13 protein-coding genes and 1 pseudogene are annotated in these 18350 nt (G+C 41.4%); 13 read left to right on the top strand and 1 reads right to left on the bottom strand.

From position 1 onward, the window contains the following. Nucleotides 1-12: 12 nt before the first annotated feature. From EPB59_RS10305 to EPB59_RS10260, 10 genes and pseudogenes are all read left to right on the top strand, one after another. Nucleotides 13-669, top strand: coding sequence for a DUF4194 domain-containing protein (locus EPB59_RS10305; protein ID WP_055043683.1), 657 nt, complete (start codon nt 13-15; stop codon nt 667-669). Then, entirely contained in the window at nt 596-4117 is a 3522-nt protein-coding gene (locus tag EPB59_RS10300; RefSeq protein ID WP_154172612.1) for an SbcC/MukB-like Walker B domain-containing protein, read from the top strand. The genes EPB59_RS10305 and EPB59_RS10300 overlap by 74 nt, the downstream gene beginning before the upstream one ends. A gap of 4 nt (nt 4118-4121) precedes the next feature. Continuing rightward, on the top strand, nt 4122-5399 hold the full coding sequence (locus EPB59_RS10295) for a Wadjet anti-phage system protein JetD domain-containing protein (RefSeq protein WP_055043681.1): 1278 nt from the start codon (nt 4122-4124) through the stop codon (nt 5397-5399). Between the two features lie 451 nt (nt 5400-5850). Further along, nucleotides 5851-6681, top strand: coding sequence for a heteromeric transposase endonuclease subunit TnsA (locus EPB59_RS10290; RefSeq protein WP_055043680.1), 831 nt, complete (start codon nt 5851-5853; stop codon nt 6679-6681). After that, on the top strand, nt 6665-8755 hold the full coding sequence (locus EPB59_RS10285) for a Mu transposase C-terminal domain-containing protein (RefSeq protein ID WP_055043679.1): 2091 nt from the start codon (nt 6665-6667) through the stop codon (nt 8753-8755). The genes EPB59_RS10290 and EPB59_RS10285 overlap by 17 nt, the downstream gene beginning before the upstream one ends. Further along, a complete protein-coding gene (locus tag EPB59_RS10280) occupies nt 8752-10389 on the top strand; it encodes an AAA family ATPase (RefSeq protein WP_055043678.1) in 1638 nt (545 codons plus the stop codon). The genes EPB59_RS10285 and EPB59_RS10280 overlap by 4 nt, the downstream gene beginning before the upstream one ends. After that, nucleotides 10390-11934 (top strand): TnsD family Tn7-like transposition protein, encoded by a 1545-nt coding sequence (locus EPB59_RS10275; protein ID WP_055043677.1) that lies wholly within the window; start codon nt 10390-10392, stop codon nt 11932-11934. Beyond that, nucleotides 11892-13487 (top strand): Tn7-like element transposition protein TnsE, encoded by a 1596-nt coding sequence (locus tag EPB59_RS10270; protein WP_055043676.1) that lies wholly within the window; start codon nt 11892-11894, stop codon nt 13485-13487. Before EPB59_RS10275 ends, EPB59_RS10270 begins: the two co-directional genes overlap by 43 nt. Nucleotides 13488-13590: 103 nt before the next feature. After that, nucleotides 13591-14547 carry a beta family protein gene (locus EPB59_RS10265; protein ID WP_055043675.1) on the top strand — a complete coding sequence of 319 codons (957 nt, stop codon included), beginning with the start codon at nt 13591-13593 and terminating at the stop codon, nt 14545-14547. 85 nt (nt 14548-14632) lie between these two features. Beyond that, nucleotides 14633-15588: pseudogene (locus EPB59_RS10260) on the top strand (DDE-type integrase/transposase/recombinase). 10 nt (nt 15589-15598) lie between these two features. On the opposite strand, the gene EPB59_RS10255 reads toward EPB59_RS10260, so the two are convergent. Next, on the bottom strand, nt 15599-16195 hold the full coding sequence (locus EPB59_RS10255) for a sce7726 family protein (RefSeq protein WP_055043674.1): 597 nt from the start codon (nt 16193-16195) through the stop codon (nt 15599-15601). Nucleotides 16196-16274: 79 nt separating this feature from the next. Between EPB59_RS10255 and EPB59_RS10250 the strand changes: the two genes are divergently transcribed. From EPB59_RS10250 to EPB59_RS10240, 3 genes are read left to right on the top strand one after another with little or no spacing between them, the layout of a single operon-like run. Then, a complete protein-coding gene (locus tag EPB59_RS10250) occupies nt 16275-16610 on the top strand; it encodes a hypothetical protein (RefSeq protein WP_141237669.1) in 336 nt (111 codons plus the stop codon). A 16-nt stretch (nt 16611-16626) separates the two neighbouring features. Beyond that, complete coding sequence (locus tag EPB59_RS10245; RefSeq protein WP_055043672.1) at nt 16627-17625, top strand: ImmA/IrrE family metallo-endopeptidase; 999 nt, start codon at nt 16627-16629, stop codon at nt 17623-17625. A 15-nt stretch (nt 17626-17640) separates the two neighbouring features. After that, nucleotides 17641-18282, top strand: coding sequence for a hypothetical protein (locus EPB59_RS10240; RefSeq protein WP_055043671.1), 642 nt, complete (start codon nt 17641-17643; stop codon nt 18280-18282). The last annotated feature ends 68 nt before the right edge of the window (nt 18283-18350 follow it).

Raw genomic sequence — 18350 nt, 5'->3', positions numbered from 1 at the left:
GAAGAGGTATAAATGCTTAAAGAGTTAGGACATCTAGTTGACAAATACGAGAGCAGAAAAATTTCGGAGGACGACCTTATAGGCGCAGCCGCAGAACTGCGTGCCAAGCAATTCATATGGCAGTCAGGACATGGTCAAGGGCGGTATTATGAGATTTTGCGCCACCAGGATTTTCGAGAGTATTTTGAAAACTTGTTTGGTGCATTTGGTGATACTTTCTTTGTCGATGAACAATATGCTTATTGTGGCATTATCCCTAAAAAAAGCACTCCAGCCCTCAAACTTAACGAGTCTTTTTTCCTGCTTATATTGGCTAAGCTCCATGATGGCGAACTACGGAAAGGATGCTGTGATGAAGGTCGAACAAGTCCTAGTGAAGATTTACTTCTTGATGAATATGAGAGGCTGACTGGACGTATTAAGCCTAAATCGAGTGACACTCATGAAGCGCTTGCGCGATTGGCGAAGTATGGAGTCATTGAATTGGGTCCAAAGAACACTGAAACCGATATGCGTCAAATTACTATTCTCCCTTCAATAATGAAAGTGGTTTCTCAATCATATATTGAAGAAATGCTAGATTTGTGTGGAGTAGATGGCGAAGTCACGTCATATGATGAAGACGTTGAGTTTAGTTCTGGTGGTGGTGAGGTATCTGAAAATGAGTAGGCATTTTGATAAGTTGGTTCGAATAACGTTTGTTAACTGGTACTTATTTTCTGCTGAAGATATTGAAGTCTCACCGAATAGTACATTGTTCCGCGGGCAAAATGGAGTGGGAAAAAGCTCAATTCTAGACGGTATACAAACTTGTTTAGCCGGTGCAGATGAACACCTGATGTCAATGAATGCGGCCAGTAGTAATGGTAAACGATCGGGGCGTTCTGTGCGATCTTATGTATTGGGAGAGGTTGCTGAGTCGCCAGGACATTCTGCCAGTGAACCAAGGGTGGAATCCAACAGCTATATTGCCTTAACGTTTCAAAAAAAGAATGATGGCGGTTTTTATTCTTTTGGTGTTTCGTTGCACGCCAGAGAGAAGCATTCAGAAGTGACCAAAAAGTACTTTGCTCTTGATGGCGGTGAGATCAAAGCCGACGACTTTATGCTTGAAAGTGACCAAGTTATCACATGGAAAACCTTTGAACAGCGTCTCAGAGCAGGAAAAGGAACGTACTTGGCTGCAAATAGTGCTCGCGAATACCGTGATATTTGCTCAGGTCTTATGTCTGCACCTGGTGCATCTAATCAGATATCTTCCGTAGCTATGTTCCGTGCAATCAAGAATGGCCTAACGTTCAAAGAGCGCGATAGTATGTCTGAATTTTGTCGTGACTTTATATTACCTCAGCAAAATATTGATGTAGTTAGGATAGAAAACGACTACGAAAACTTTACAAGAATTCAAAAGACTATTGCAGAGGCGCTTGAGCGATTGAAAGCGCTTCGCAGTATTAACAATTTCTTAAAACAATACGAAACGAATACGAGGAAAATGCGAGCCTTCCAGTGGGCTGAACAAGAATCTCTAGTCATTTCTTCAGATACGAATAAAAATTTCTGTGAAGAGCGACTTGAACACAAAAATGGAAGGCTCCAAGATGTTTTGGAGCGCTTAGGGGAGTTAGATACCAAGATTCCAGAGCTTCAGAAAAAGCGTGATGAAGCGTTATTGAATTATACAAGTTCCGATTATGCGAGCTCAGTAAAGCAAATTGAAGAAGATATCGAAGCCCAAAACAAAATTAAGCGGGAAAAGATAACATCGCTTTCTCGTGCGAGAGGCCTTATTTCTGAATTAATTAAGGAGTATGCACCTCTTTACGTTGACGAAACTTTAAAGTCTCAGCTCAACCAGGCAATTGATGCCTTATGTTTTGCGTCAGGTAGCACTTTGGGTATGTTTGATTCTCTGTGGCCTCAGTCAAAACAAGACATCGAAGCTGTAGAAGAGGTTTTATTACAGTTCGAGGATATTGCTTCTGATGTCGCTGAGCAGTTACTTGAGCTGAAAGTAGAAAGAAGACCGCTTGACGATGAAATTAGAAAAAAAGGGGAAGTGCTTAGTAAGCTCAGCGAAGGTCAATCTAGTTTGAACCAGTCTACGTTAGCGTTAGTTAAGGTATTGGATGCTGAAGGCATTAATTCTTCACCTGTGTGCGACTTGGCTGAAGTCATAGACACGTCGTGGCAAAAAGGAATTGAACATTTTCTCGGTAACAATCGTGAAGCCCTTGTGATTATAGGCCCTGATGGCGGAGAAGCTTCACCCGAATTGATTGAGCGCGCAATCTCTATCTATAGGGTAGCTAAGACGACTGACTCGCGAGTTCGGCGTGCCAAATTAGTAAACCCCGAAAAAATACCAACAACACCTGAAAATCAAGTGCAAGGTTATGCTGCTGGCTTGATTAAAGCCAACCACCCTACTGCAGAGCGCTACTTACATGCCCAGCTAAGAAACCTTGATTTGGTAGAAACCGAGTCTGAATTACGGCAGGCAAAACGCGCGATTACCCGTGACGGAATGGTAGCCGCAAACGGTACCATTGGGGGGGGCAATAAAATTGATTTTGTTTTGCTTGGCGAGAAGGCTCGTAAGGATAGTTCTATAGTCTTATCTGAAGAAATTGAATTGCTCAAAGTCAAACTAGACAATATCGATCAGAAAATACACGGACTTTCTTTAGTCTACAATCATTTAAATACCGTTACAGATCTCAAGCGTCAGTGTGTAGTTCTATACGATACTCTGGCGAGCTACGATGAAGTTTGCGACTTTATATATGAGCTGACAGAATCTTTGGTGCAACTGAAAGGTTCTGAAGATAGTTATTTAGAAAATACTTACCGTGCTCTCGATAAGACGTTGCAAAACGCCAACGAAGAAAAAGGGAATCTGAATATTCAGCATGCCAACCTTGTTCGAGACATCAATGAAGAGAAGGAAAGGATCTCTAAGTTTAGAGCGATAGGTCAGGAAGCAATTGATAAACGGAGAGAGATAGAAGCACGAGAAGGACACGAAACTGAAGAGAGCATACATTGCTTAGAGGTACTTCAAGAAACCTTTGGTGAAGAAAATTACGATGAAATTATTAGTGAAGCTCAGTCAAAAACGAAGGAGCACGCTAACAGGGCTCAAGACAATTTAAACTCCGGAAAATCAAAGGCTATGGCTTATGCCGTAGAATATAACGTGCCCGACCGTCGTGAATTTGATGGTCTGTCGGATACGGAACTGTATGCTCGTTGCCGGGAACATGCTGAGCGAATTGAGAAGACTGATATCGTTCGATATAAAAATGATGCGGATATTGTACGCGAAAACATGATTAAGGGTTTCCGTTCAGAAGTTGTAGCTAAGTTGAAGGATAACTTCCAAAAAGTGGAAAGTACTTTCAAAGACTTGAACGATGCACTGACGGGTATTGTTTTCAACGGTAATACTTATCAATTCAAATACCCCTTGGTTGAAGATCGCACTCTTAAACAGGTTCACGCTTATGCTACGAGTACTAGTGATATAGAGCTGGCTAGTCCAGATGGCCTTTTCGCCACACCTGAAGACCATCCTGCTATCGAGCTAATTACCAAGACGCTCGAAGAAGGTCGGCTTATGGATCTATCTGATTATCGTGCTTTCTACAATTACGACTTAGAGTCAACATCAAAGGCCACTGGTACAAAACGAGGCTTTAGCGAATTGGTCTCCAAAGGCTCTGGTGGAGAGAAAGGAACACCATACTATGTCGCACTGGGTGCTGCTTTTATGACAGCGTTCAAGATTAGGATTTCAGGAAAAGAGGCCTTTGGTGGTGCAGCTATTGCAATATTTGATGAAGCGTTTTCAAAGATTGACGGAAGTAACTCCAAGGCGGCGCTACAGTTTTTTGAGGATATAGGGCTTCAGGTGATTTTAGCCGCACCACCTGAAAGTGAGGCAAAAATCGGCCCATACGTAGAAGAAAGCTATAATGTAATCCGGTCAGCTGATGCAATGTATTTGGATCCAAAGCGATATAAGGATGCGGCTAGGAAGATATTGCAAAGTGATGACCCAAGCATCAATCCACACTTGGTGGATGAACGTGTAGCTGAAATGGAAGGATACTAACTCCATGACTTATATCATAAATGCATTGTTCAATAACCTTGCTGGAAAGGTCAATAAACCTCAAGGGTTAAAACCTTCATTGGATGTGCCGATATCAGTGTCTGGATTTAAGTTCTATCATGAAGCTAGTATCGCTGAACGGGAGTCATTGCATGCATATTTAAATGATCTCACACATCAAGTTTCATGGTTAGATATAAGTTTTATTCCTAGAGGCTTTGATGACCATGAGCTGCTTCAACGCATAAAAATCTCTTCATCCAGAGACTTTTTAAGTTACTTTGAAAAGCCTGTCGTTGCGGATCAGATCTCAGAGGCTATTCGACATGTTGTAGATGCAAGGCTTGTGTTACCTTTACGATTCGAAAACTTAGAGGTGGGGCTGAGTAATAGTTGGAAGAAGGGAAAACGGTATTTCAGCTGTGATTTTACCTCATATGGAAAGCTTATTGATGCCTTGCGAGTTATTGAGTACTTACACCAACAACCAAGCAACTATTCCATAGATTATCGAACATTGTCGGTGAAGCTTTTTAAAGACTCTAAATGGTTGGAACAGCTTAAGTTAACGATTTCCAACCTTCTTAAACCTGAGACTCCGGAATTAGATGATTTAGAACCTGATGCTGTGTTGGCTTATTGGGGGCTATACCGCTTCCCCCCTTCTCTGAAAATGAAAGGTAATTTAACGATTAAAACAACAAAAGGCCTTCTTTGCGTAGATAATGCATGGCCATTTATTGGTATTCCACCTGATGCAATTAAGGACGTTGTTGTAACAACAGAGCCTAGTTATGTATTGTTCATCGAAAACAAAACGACATTTGAACGCTACTGTCGTGAAATTGATGATGGTGGTCTAATCATTTATACCAATGGCTTTCCTTCCCGCCGTTGGCACTCAGTCTTTAAATCTTTAGATACAGCGTTAAATAATTCAGTTAACTTCTACCATTGGGGGGATATCGATCTTGGTGGCTTCAAGATTTTGCGTTTCATGGAGGAGCTTTTTGAAAGACCTTTGTTCCCTCATCAAATGGATATAATTAAAAAGTCGGATGATGCTAATGGAGTGCCAGCTAAGGAATTGCTAGCGGTCATAACCAACCCAAATCGGTTAGTTATTTCGGACAAAATTGTATCCATGCTTTCCAAGCTGGGTGATGATAAAGTGATGCTAGTTGAACAAGAAACTTTAGACTTAATTACTCCTTTGGAAAAAAGTGAGTCGAGTGCTTTTGAAAAGTCGTTTCTATCCGTTACTCAAACACAAAGCGCATAATATTGGGCTGTGGACATTGTTTGAAATGAGGTTTTCATTCAAGTGTTATCACATAACAGTTTGGTTAACTAGCATCTGTGAACCAATATGCGCGAATTGACATCAAAGATGTGATGCGATGTGGCAAGGTTGCTAATTTGACCCTGACTGTAACTTAGGTTGATGCTATCGCCAGAGTCATTAGGACATAAGTCACACTTTTGCGTCTCCGTTCATCGTGTCATGCTCGCTTGTTTATACTGATTGAATAAAGGCTCTACCCAACCTCTATTCACTACCACGATTGATAAAACCTCAAAGCAGTCGCCGTTTGGCGGCTCTTTTTTTCAATAATTAAGCGCACAGTTATCATGCCATTTTCCCAAATTACATAAAAATTGGTGAGTAATAAAGTTGCATACTAAAACTGTTGTGCTTATGCTCATTTTATGACCGAGTTGTGATAGTTTATATGGCAAAATGCAAGTATGCACCCTCTGAAACAAAATACAAACGCTGGATAAAAGAAGGCCGGGGTAATGGCTTGGGTGCTGATTATCTTCCTTGGATAAATGTTCGTGATGTCCCATCCGATGGCCGTTCTCATCGTGTATTTGGCCATAAAAGCCAGCGTACTCATCATTTGCTATCTGATTTAGAACTTGCCGTATTCTTAACCCTCGAATGGAACTCCCAAACAACCGATATTCGCGAGCAGTTTCCTCTTAGGCGCGAAGAAACGCTTGATATTGCCCTTGATAGTGGAATTAAACATCCAGTCGAAGCCGGTGTGAAAACGTACATGTCATCCGATTTTTTGGTTGATAGCTTAGATCTCCAACTTCCACAGTATGTCATTCAAGCTAAGTACACTAATGTTTTAAAAGATCCCCGTGTTGTTGAAAAACTGGAAATTGAACGCCGTTATTGGTTATTGAAAAAGGTCCCTTGGTTTCTGGTTACGGAAAACGATGTATCCCCGACTCTTGTCCAGAATATTAGCTGGATATACCCGGCTGAGCAGGATGAGATTAAGGATGAAGTCTTGTTAGACAGGACGGCGTACTACAGTGACCTTTTTCGGCAAAATCCTAATAAAACGGTTACTGATATCTGTAAGTTGACTGACCGTATTTACAATCAGCCTGATGGTTCTTCTATCTATGAAATCAGACAATTACTGGCTAATCGCTGTTTCTACTTTGATATGTTGTCCCAACCGTTCCATCTGCTAAAAGGTAAGGATTTCGTTGTTGAGAATATGGGAAACTTAATAGGAGCTCGTCATGTTTCGAATCAATGAGGTCCTGGAGTATGAGAACGAGCGATTCCGGATTTTGAGCCGATTCGGGAACAATTTTGTTTGGATATCGATCGATAATAAAAGCGCTTTCCCCAGCATTATCGACTTATATTCGCTGGATTTGGCGATACAAGATGAATCTTTACACCGAATCGAAGATCCCTATTCCTATTTGATCATGATTTCGCCAGAAGATGGCAGTACTGCTCAAGTCAAACGAGATCAAAACTATGAACTGATAAGCTCCATTATCCATCTTGAAGAATACTATCAGCCGAAACAACGTGCTAAAGCCATTGATCTGGTCATGGCAAATCACAAAACAACCAAACAAACATTGTATCGATTAATTCGCCAATACTGGCAACGAGGGCAGATTGTTAACGCGCTTCTTCCTGATTACAAAAATTCCGGTGCAAAAGGCAAAAAACGCACACCGGGAGAGAAAAAATTAGGCCGCCCTAGAAAGTATGAGCCAGGTATTGGTGTTAACGTTGACGAATTCATTGAGAAGTTATTCCGGATTGCAATCCAGAAGTATTTGTTAACAGACAAGGGTTATTCATTTCCATACGCGCACCGGCGTTTTAAAGACATGTATGAAACCTATTTCCCGGATGTGCCCGAGGCAGAAATTCCAACCAATTGGCAGATGAAGCACTTCTATCAGCGTGAATATACCCAGGTAGAAAAAATCAAAAGCCGGGCAAGTCAAAATGCCTATAACAAAGATATTCGACCTTTGACCGGAACGGCCACTATGCATGCTTTGGGGCCGGGCTCCCGCTTTGAAATTGATGCGACCATCGCAGATATTTACGTGGTTTCCGACGTGAACCGAAGTTGGATTGTTGGGCGTCCGGTTGTTTACATCGTTATCGACGTATTCAGCCGCCTGATAGTTGGGTGTTACATTGGTTTTGAAAATCCCTCTTATGTAGCCGCTATGCAGGCTTTACAAGTTGCGATGACTGATAAGGTCGAGCTATGTCGTCAATATGGGATAGAAATCGAATCTCAAGATTGGCCCGCTATCGGATTTCCAGATGCTATTTTGGCAGACAGAGGTGAATTGCTTGGCTATCAGATAGAAAATCTCGAAAAAAGTTTCTCGGTGCGAATTGAAAATACGCCTCCGTTTCGAGGCGATGCCAAGGGCATTGTTGAACGTAATTTCAAGACGTTGCAAGCAGACTTTACTCCATTTGCTCCTGGTGTCGTGACGGGAACCATCGTTAAAAAACGTGGTGGTAAGGATTATCGTCTTGATGCCAAGTTATCTATTTCGGATTTTAAAGAGATTATTCTGTCCTCAATTCTTTATCACAATCTGTACCACGTGATGAAGACCTACGACAGATCTGCCGATATGCCGGTTGATTTGCCTTCTGTGCCACTAGAACTGTGGAGCTGGGGGATTCAACACCGTACTGGCCGCTTGCGCTCAGCTCCTGAAGAAGCAGTAAGATTAAGTTTACTTCCCAGAGCAGATGCAACGGTCTCTGATTTGGGGATATGCATTTTTGGTATCTACTATACCTGCCAAGAAGCGATTGTCGAAGGTTGGATGCATCGAGCCCAAGAAGTGACTCGTCCGCAAAAAATTTTGGTGGCATATGATCCCGATCTTGCCGATGAAATTTATCTGTTTCCTAGTCGAAACAGTGCCGAGCATTGGGTTTGCAAACTCTCTGGACGATCCAGGGAGTTTGTTAATTGCACTTTCTGGGAAGTGTGGCAGCGACAAGAGCAGAAAAAATTCACTCATGCTGAAAGTAAAGTCAGAGCTGATAAGCACAAACGAAAGCATGAACAGCGAGTGATGGACAAAATCAAACAAGCAGAGAAATTAAGTCCGGATACCTCAAGTATCCCGAATACTGAACGCATCGGTGATATTCGGTCGAACCGAAAGGTTGAGCTACAAAATGAACGCGACAGTAGAAAACCGAAAATACAAACAGATGTGAAAGACACGGCAGATATCATTCCTTTGCATGGTGTTCCAGAGGAAGATTATGACTATCCGAGCTATGTCGATGAGTTATTCGATGATGAGGATGGTAACGAATGAGTTTGCCGAGTGAATATGTCACTGCTGTTTATCAGGATACCGGTAATCCTTCCTACAACGGGAATCCGTTTATCGAGGCGTTGCCTCCAATCATGGAAATTAAGCAATTAAAAGAAGGATTGGAAGGCAAAGTTACTTTCTTGTTAAATAACCTGCAAGACAAACCACGACAAAGGGCTCACATGGTTGCTGCGTTGCTTCATGACTTCTTTCAGCCTTTATCCCAGCATGTCTTACTGGAAGAACGTATTTCAATCATGATGCGGCGTGGTTACGTTGGTCGAAACCTATTGGATGGATCACTTAATAAGCATCTGCAAAATGGTTACCAGAGAGTAATGAGTGGTGATCTACAGAGTTATAAATTCAAAAATGTGTCAACGACAGCGCTCTGTTTGTCTCTTATCGGATGTTCTGGTAGTGGTAAAAGTTCAACCCTAGAGCGCATTCTTGCTACCTACCCTCAGGTTATCTATCACGATCAACATAACTTTTTTCAACTCAGCTACCTGAAAATCGAATGCCCGAATAATGGGTCGCAACAAAGCTTGTGTCTGAATTTTTTCCGTGAGGTGGATAAGCGGTTGGGTACTAATTATGAAAATACGCATGGTCGCAAGCGTCACGGAGTGCCAACGTTACTGGCTCTTATGAGCCAGGTTGCGAATGAACGTGCTATTGGTGTTCTGGTTATCGATGAAATTCAACGCTTGAAAATTCGTAAGGCGGTTGGTCGAGAGCAAATGTTGGAGTTTTTCGTCGAACTGGTTAACACCGTCGGTATTCCGGTGATATTGGTTGGTACGCCGAAAGCTCGCCCTTTGTTTGAAGTCGAATTGCAGTCTGCAAGGCGAACCACCGGCATCGGTTCTGTTTATTGGCAACCCATGCCACAGTATCCGGAAAATCCGAATGCCAAAAGTGAATGGGTTGCTTTTACGAATAAGCTTTGGAAATACCAGTGGCTCAATCGGCGTGATGAAGTACTGACCGATGAAATCAGAGATTGTTGGTATGAGTTATCTCAAGGGGTTTTGGATATCGTGGTTAAGTTGTTTGTTCTGGCTCAGCTACGGGCCATAGCGTCAAAACTGGAGCGTATCACGGTTAACGTTTTACGCTCTGTTTACAACGATGAGCTTAAGCCGGTACATCCTATGTTGGATGCTATTCGTCGTGGTAACCCAATTTTGATAGCCAAATACTCGGATTTACGAGTAGAAGACATTGATAAGCGGCTTCTCAGTCTTCACCAAAAAATCAACGAGATCCCTGATGATCCGGAATTACCTTTCAGTAATAACGAACAAGCGATGCGGCTATACAAGCTACTTGTACAAACCGATTGTCAGTCTGAAATTCTCATTCCTTTGGTTGAAAAAATATTCCGTGAACAGCCCAAACTGACGATGCGCGAAATGATGCCGGTCGTACTTGATTGGTATGATGAAAGTAAGCAGTTTGTCGATCAACAACCGAAAACACCAAAAGCGATCGTAGTTAAATGCGCCGACTGGTCTAGCCTTGAAACTGGCGATTTGCGATTTGTGTATTCACAACTGACCAAGAAAGAAGATATGTACAGTGCGCTCAAGGCCAATAAACTTATCTTGGATTTGAAAAAGATCAGTTAAATGCTCGGTTTCCCCGTTCCGTATCCAAATGAGTTGATTTACAGCTTGGTTGCGAGGGCTGGGGTTCGTAGCGGAACCATATCGCCTAAGCAGCTATTGGATGAAGTTTATGGAGATCGCAAGGTTATCGCTACGGTTGACCTACCGAGCCACCTGGCTCAAATTTCCGGGCAATATCCATCGGTTTTGAATATTACGACGGCTTCATTGATATACCAGCACACGCTTTTCCCTATTTATGCGCCTTTTATTGAAGAAGGAAAAAGACAGGCCGGTATGCGCTGGATGGTAAATCAATCCAAAGGGCTCATACACTTGGTATTCGGAATTGCCGCTTCAATTGTTAAGCAGCCGAAGCTACTCAGATATTGTCCTCAGTGTTTTGAAGAGCAACTAGCCCAATATGGTGAGCGGTATTGGATGCGAGCTTGGCAAGTGTCTGGGGCTACTTGGTGCTTAAAACACTCAATCCCTTTGTCTGAATTTTCTATTCAGCCTCATTACGAACATCGCCATGAGTTTTATGCGGCGGACACAACACCGGATGACAGGCCATTACGGCATCATAAAAGGGAATCTTTACGCATAAGCCATGTTGTCAAACAACTTCTGCAAGTGGAACCTCAAACATCGCCAACTTTTTATCAATGGGGCTGCTATTACCATGATTTGGTTGTACTAGCTGGTTGTAACAGAGGTTCCAATGTAAAACATGATGAAGTTCGGGAGCGAATCCATTCGTTCTGGAGTAGAGGTTGGTTGACGGATAACCAACTCACACTGACGAAGCGAGATACCTGCTGGGCCAGAACTATTTTACGAAAGCACCGAAAAACCTTCAGTTTTATGCAACACCTGATCATTCAGTCCAGTTTACTAGATCAAGATACTTCACCATCTGACATTTTATCTAACGTAAAGCGTTACCCGCAAAAGCAAAGAAATGTCCATCCAGTGGTTTTGCCAAAGCAGATTAATAGAGACAAAAGAATTCAATGGCTGAAGTTGTTGAAAGAGCGCGGGTGCAAACACGCTCGATTACATGGCTCGCAAGGTTTGTACATGTGGTTGTACCGACATGATTATGAGTGGTTGATGAAAATAAATCGACGCTATCAGCACCCGATAATATATGAAGATAGGCGGGTCGATTGGCCTAAGCGAGATCGCTCGCTCGTTCGTCGATTATGTCAGTTACGACAGGAGTGTGAACAAGATGATTTTTCTCCCCGTATAACGAGTACTTTCTTGCTGTCAAAACTAAAGTTGGGTGCAATGCCGGAAAGGAAGTTTAGGTATTTACCTTTAACTAAGCAATTTCTTGCTAAGTATTCGGAATCGGTCGCTCAATACCAAATTCGGCGATTGGGTAGTCAGTACATCTCACTCTATTTACAAAATATTCAGATTGAACGGTGGCGTTTACTGCGAGGCTCAGGGCTGAGTGAGGAGCGTTTAACGCCACTGGCTCGATGTTTTTTGACAGGAATAACGGAAGGTATATGGGCGATTACAGATTTAAGCACATCCCAGAAGATGCGTTAGTGTTGGGTGTGGGTTCTTTGTTTAAGAAAAATAGTAATGTGTTTTGGGGAATTAACCTCAGCTTTTCAAAAAAACTTGATCGTCCATCAATTCCCATTGCTGGTGTTCCATTGATCCGACGCTACAAACCATTAAGTGCTAATCAATCTAATCAGTTAAAAGGAAGACCGTTAACTTTTACCATTAGGGATGCTCAGCAGTGGAGAAGAAAGCGTTTAAGGGACTGCCCAGCTTATCATTCTATGGGGAATGGGCACGATTCTGAACAGTGGTGCTTTGAATTTGATGTGCCTGATGGTCCAACTATTTTCCTACCTCAGCTTGAACTAGCGCGTGTTCTTTTTCTGCATGATAACTATATGTCTAGAATCTGTTTGGAACACGGAAAGCTGTCATCAGACTTCAATATCACCAATATAAACGGGCATTGGCAGATTGATGTGATGCCTAGTTCTAGCTATCCGATTGCTGCTTTTAATGATGAACGTTCACGACGATTCTTAAGTTGGATACTGATGGACCCTGAGGCTCGAACTTCATTTGAAAGTATTCACCAGACAATGATGAGAGAGCATACATCCAGTGGGCAGTATAAATTTTGGGATTTCTCTTTTGCACCTCCTCGCTTAAATAGAACAAAAATAGAAGTGTCAGGGTGGCACGACTGGAATAGTAACAGCTTTTTTGTCTGGGAAATTAGAAGGGTGGAAGACTTGCCATCGAGTATGCCTGATGAACTAGATTTTTATCACCCTGATTTTAAAAGGCAGGTAATAGGTCAAGGTAGCGGAGCTAATTCAGGTAGGCCTAAACGTCCGGAATTGCATGAACTTGATGATGAAGAAGATGCGGATCCTGATAAAAAACGCGTAGTGTTAGATACTGAATCTGTTGGCTTGTCATTTCGTAAGCCATTCAAGACTAATCGTGTGACAAATAAAACTCAGAAAGCTAATCGCGTTAAGTCCAATGATAGTGAACCTTGCGAACTACCCAATAAGCTATCTCCGAATGGTGATAATGCTACTGGTACAATTGCAGGTGCCAATTATGATGTTTTGAATGATGAAAGTAACGATTCATATTTATATGAAAGTAAATTCAATTGCTTTCTTGATATGATCGAGAGATTGGAGATAAATCACGGGTGTAATACGTATCGTCATCCGTTAAGAAAGTTGCCTAAACTTTCCCGATGTACAAAACATATGATGGTGGATGATGCAAACCCGAGATGTTTGGCTGTCGTAGAGTTGAATTATCAAGGGCAAATATATCACCTTGTTGAGGTGGACACTTCTGATGCGAAAAATTCAATATCGACCATGCTTATGAAGCTAAAAGATACCAGTGGTCTTTTAGAACAAATTACAGAGTTGGAAATCCGACTGCTTAAAAAGTCGTTATCGTGGCCTCGTGATTACATTGAAGTGATTTGTGGTGAAGGTAACTTTGATGGGATTTCGCATCCACCTAGTAAGCACAAAGGGTTAATTGATCCTGCTGATATCGATAAGTGGGCTGATAGGGTAATGGTGTGGTTGGATAGCTAATTAATATAAACTGGATGCATATCAAGTTAATTGATCTTCTGCCTTGGTAGTTTAGTAAAGCTAAGTTCAGTTATATGTTAGTTGGAACGTAAAAGGAGAAAAAATGTACTATCCAAATATACGATGGAAGCAAGGTGAGATTAGAGCTCTGGAGAATGCCCCAGGTGATTGGGCAGATAAGATTTGCCCTATTTGGATCGTTGAAAATCCGCAAGAGGGATTAGTCGATGCTGCATTAGGTATTGTTTCTCTTTGGAGTGGAGAGCAAATTTTAGATATGAGTCGGGCTGATATTGAAGAGATCGAGGACGATTTGTATATTGCGGCCCTATCAACGCAGATACCATTTTGTATTGCTCCACTTAGCTTACCTCATATGAGTGTTGCTTTACGCGACGTTTTTAAGAATCATCCATGTTTTCGCATTGCCATTTCTTCTTCACTTGAGGAAGCGCTCGACCTTAATGTCCATCAAGAGAACTTAAAACACATCATTCAATTCATCGATAACTCAGAGCTAAAGGTGATTTTAGACTTTGGGACAGTTGGAGAGCGCTATGTGGCGGAGGCTAATCGTTTAGCTAAAATTGTCGATGTTTACATCAGCTCTGGAGTTAAAACGCTTATTGTTTCCGGTGGTAGTTTCCCGAAAACGCTACAAGAGGTACAGGGTGTTGAGCATATCATTAGATATGAAAAACGGCTATACAATGGCTTATCCGAAAAAATTCCCCATCCGATTAATTATAGTGACTATGCTACTTTGAGCCCCGATTGGAGTCAGTCGGAAATTATGCGTAGTAAGCACATCAATATCAGATATACCCATGATGACTATTGGGTAGTACTACGACAACTAGGCAAAGATAAAGCGGCTATATATGAATTGACAAAGTTGCTTGTGTTGCAGAATGAGTTCAGAGGAGAAGACTTTTCTTGGGCTGATAAAGTATGGGCACAAAGAGCTGAAGAACCACCTTTGGTCGGCCCCGGTAATTCAACTTTTCATGTTTCAGAGTTTATCCATCACCATATAGCACAAGTCATAATATTTGGGTAAAGCGTATGGAGGTGCCAGAATAATTATGGCATGGCTCCCTTAATTGTGTAATTCATAGACATCCTTTCAACTATACTGGATGTCTATGAACAGAGAAATCCAACAAAGATTGCAGTGGGTAAAAATGTATGAGGGATGTGGTGATGCAGGTCTCGTATGTCGACGCTGTGGTATTTCTATACCAACATTACGTAAATGGGTGAAGCAGCGTGGAATCAGTGGTCTGGAAAGCCAGATCAAACGCCCTCATTCTTCTCCTGGTGCCAAGCTCACTGATGAACTTAGAGTATTAATCCTTGAGATGCGTGAAAAACGCAATTTAGGGGCGAGGCGTTTACAAACAGAGTTAATCCGACTTCACCAAGTACACCTAAGCACAGCGACACTCCATAAAGTTTTGTACGAAGCATCAGTCAAACCCATCGTAACTTACCGACGCAAAAAGATTTCCACAGATACGAGCGCCCAATCCCTGGTGATAGAGTCCAGATGGAAACCTGTAAAACAGCGCCTAGAAATTATCAGTATACAGTTATCGATGATTGCTCCCGCTATCGTGTTCTGATGTGCTACTCTCGGCGCACAGCGGCAAATACAGTCGATTTTATCGAATGTGTAGTGGAAGAGATGCCATTTCCTATTCAGCGCATTCAGACGGACAGAGGGCGTGAATTTTTTTGCTGAGAACGTCCTAGAAACAACTTATGACTTATGGAATACAGTTTCGCCCAAATAAGCCTGGCTCACCTCACTTGAATGGAAAAGTGGAACGCTCACAGAAAATAGATAAAAGTGAGTTCTATCCGACCATAGATGTCTCGGTGAGGTTGGAAGAACTGGATCTGCGGATAGCTGAATGGCAACACTACTACAACTGGGAACTGCCTTACAGCTCGTTAAAGGGCTAACACCTATAGACAGGGTTACTGAGAGCCTCTGTCTGAAGAGGTATCTCAGCACTACCAGATCAGGAAAGAGAGGTTTCAAGAGCAGACTTACAAACTCGATCTTCAGCTAAGAAAATTGAAACCATCTCTATGAATCACACATCTTAGTAAACTAGCTGTAGCTCTTGAGCTAATCGGCTACGAATGCTCGGTTTCCATGTCGCTTTTCGTTTTGGTAGAGTGTTTAAAATCCATTGTCGCAATGATGCTATAGTTGCAACCTCTTGAATTTTTGTTCTTAATTGTGAGTGAGACAGTCTGCTTATACCTGTACCATGACCAATTGATGTGAGGAATTGTTTTGATTCATCATTGGTCAGCGCATCAACCATTCCAGAAATACTTATATTTGGATTGGACTTTGCCCTTCTGATTGATTTCAGTGCCCCACTTTTTGTTACCTCAATTAATCCCCACCATTCAGGAATCATATCAAGCGCTGGCGATAAATGTTTTGTAGCACAAACAAGTGTAACTAAGTCGAATGATTGTTCGTATTGCCAACCTTGTGAAACAAGACGTTTTAAAGAGTCATTGTGACTTTTTATCTCAAAGCACTCGAGTTTATTTGAGCAATAAACAACATCCGCCCTGATTACACCGTTTTGCAATGCGACTTCTTCTAACAATCTTTCATTTGCAAATGATTTTCTTTTGCCAAGGCGAGAGATTAAAAGTTGTCTGATATCTGGATCGTTCATAGTTTCTAAATTTTCTATTTGACCTACCTACAGTATAACATTAACATAATTATGCGATTATGCAAAATTTATGGTGTCTATGAATATTGAATGTTTGCAAAATGACTTGAAAAAATTCTTCAAGAAGAAAGGATGTTCATCTTCTGTTTCTATCGCTGAGCTAGTTGGTATGCAACAAACCACAGTCTATCGTAGTCTATATCAAAACAGGCCCAAACTTACTCGTGGTTTGATTGAGTTATGCGATTATGCAAATTTTAATGCATCAGATTATCTCCAGAAAGATCCTGCATCTAATAAAGATTTGATGCAGGCACTGAGAGTTGTATGGAATGGAACGGATTCACACGCAAAGCAGTTGAGTAAGCTTTTATTAACAGCACATTCCTGTAAACTAAATGGAAGCCGAATTTGAAGCATAGGGAGTGGTGATGGAACAATTTAAACTTCCTTCAAAAACAACTATATATAAAAAGGTAAGAGAGTGTGGCCCTAGTAAGGCTATTCTGAAAAGAATTTTGCCTGAATGGTGGGATGATGATTTACTTCAAACAAATGCAGGACTGCTACAGTTTGCTCTCCTACTAAAAAACCGGCTTGGTATCCAGATGGATTTTGACCAATCTGGGGCTGTTAGTTTTCATCTATTGCCAGTTTCGCTTCAATTTAAAAAGCGCTCTACAACAGATTTAGATAAGTTATCTGATTCGTCTTTATTGATACAGGCTATAGGAAAAACATTTATCAGATCTCTCCGGTATAATGAGTTGGAACAAGATCTTGAACAATTTTTTAGTACATTGTCTCTAGTTAAGCATATTGACTTGGACCGTGTAGTTGGTCTCCTCTGGAAATATAATATCCCTGTTTTATATTTAGAAAATTTTCCTACATCTTTTTCTCGCCCTGCTGGAACCATTGTGCGCGATGGTGATTTGTTCGCAATTATTTTAAGCCATAAGCATAAGAGTCCATCAACTCAATTATTTGTGTTGCTTCATGAAATAGGACATATGAAGTTTGGTCATTTGAATAACTCGGGTCTTCTTACTGATGTGAGTATCTCGGCACTTGGTGAATCACTTAAAGAGGAAACCGATCAGCAAGAAATCGAAGCTGATAATTTTGCATTAGATGTATTAAGAAATGGCATTGATATTCAAAGAGTAATTAAAGAAATCGGGTTCATACAGCGACCTGCCGAACTAGCTTTGCATGCGCAGAAGATGAATAAGGAAATGGATGTTAATCCAGGACACTTTGCTTTGACCTATGGTAGAGAAACCCGAAATTGGCCTTTAGCCCATCAGGCTCTTAAATTTTTGGAACAGGGGGATGCTCAAAGTATTTTCAAAAAGCATTACTTAGGTGCAATAGAAAAGTTTGAGTTTAAAAAAGACGACCTTGAATTACTAGAACGCATGCAGTAGAAACAAGGGAATGAAATGTTGTTATTTGTTGATAATGATGTAGTTATTAAGCTTGCCGAGTACGAGTTACTGCTATCTCTGCATGAAATCGTTTCAAATTCAGGGCATGTAGTGCATGTACTTGAAAGCCTCCCGTATGTTGTTGGTGTGAACAACCCAATACGTTCGAATAAAGTTTTTTCTACAGAATCAAGTTTAGATCAGTTGAAACAGTTTTTAGATAAGGCGCATTTAGCTCGTATTGAGCTGGTTTCTACTATGCAGCTTATAAACTCGATAGATGACCCAAACTTGGATGAAGGGGAGTTGACTTTAATCGGATGTGCGATGGAGTCCGAGGATCCTGGATTTTGTTCTGGAGACAAGAGGGCTATTAGAGCCGTAAATAAGCTTGTTTCTGCACAAACACTGACATTAGATCACTGTATTATTATCATCCTTGAGCATACTTTGCACATGTTAGTTAGGGCTTTGGGGACTGACGTTCTTGAATGTGTTATTCGTAAGCCCAATGTAGATAAAGCAGTTAAGCTGTGTTTCCAAGGTGCAACAGTAGATACGATTGAACATGCTATTTCTGCATTAGAGAGCTATATCAATGACCTTAAGAGGAAATGCCCATCTCTTGTTTTCATTGAATTAGGTGATTTTATTTAGATGCTAGTATGATACTTTATTACTTAAATTTTTGTGTCGGACAAGGACTAATACTGATTTAGTATGAT

Source organism: Vibrio metoecus, from assembly GCF_009665255.1.
In the GTDB taxonomy this organism is placed as follows: Bacteria; Pseudomonadota; Gammaproteobacteria; order Enterobacterales; family Vibrionaceae; genus Vibrio; species Vibrio metoecus_B.
The sequence above is the reverse complement of the archived record's forward strand: the minus strand, read 5'-3'. Positions and strand labels throughout refer to the sequence as shown.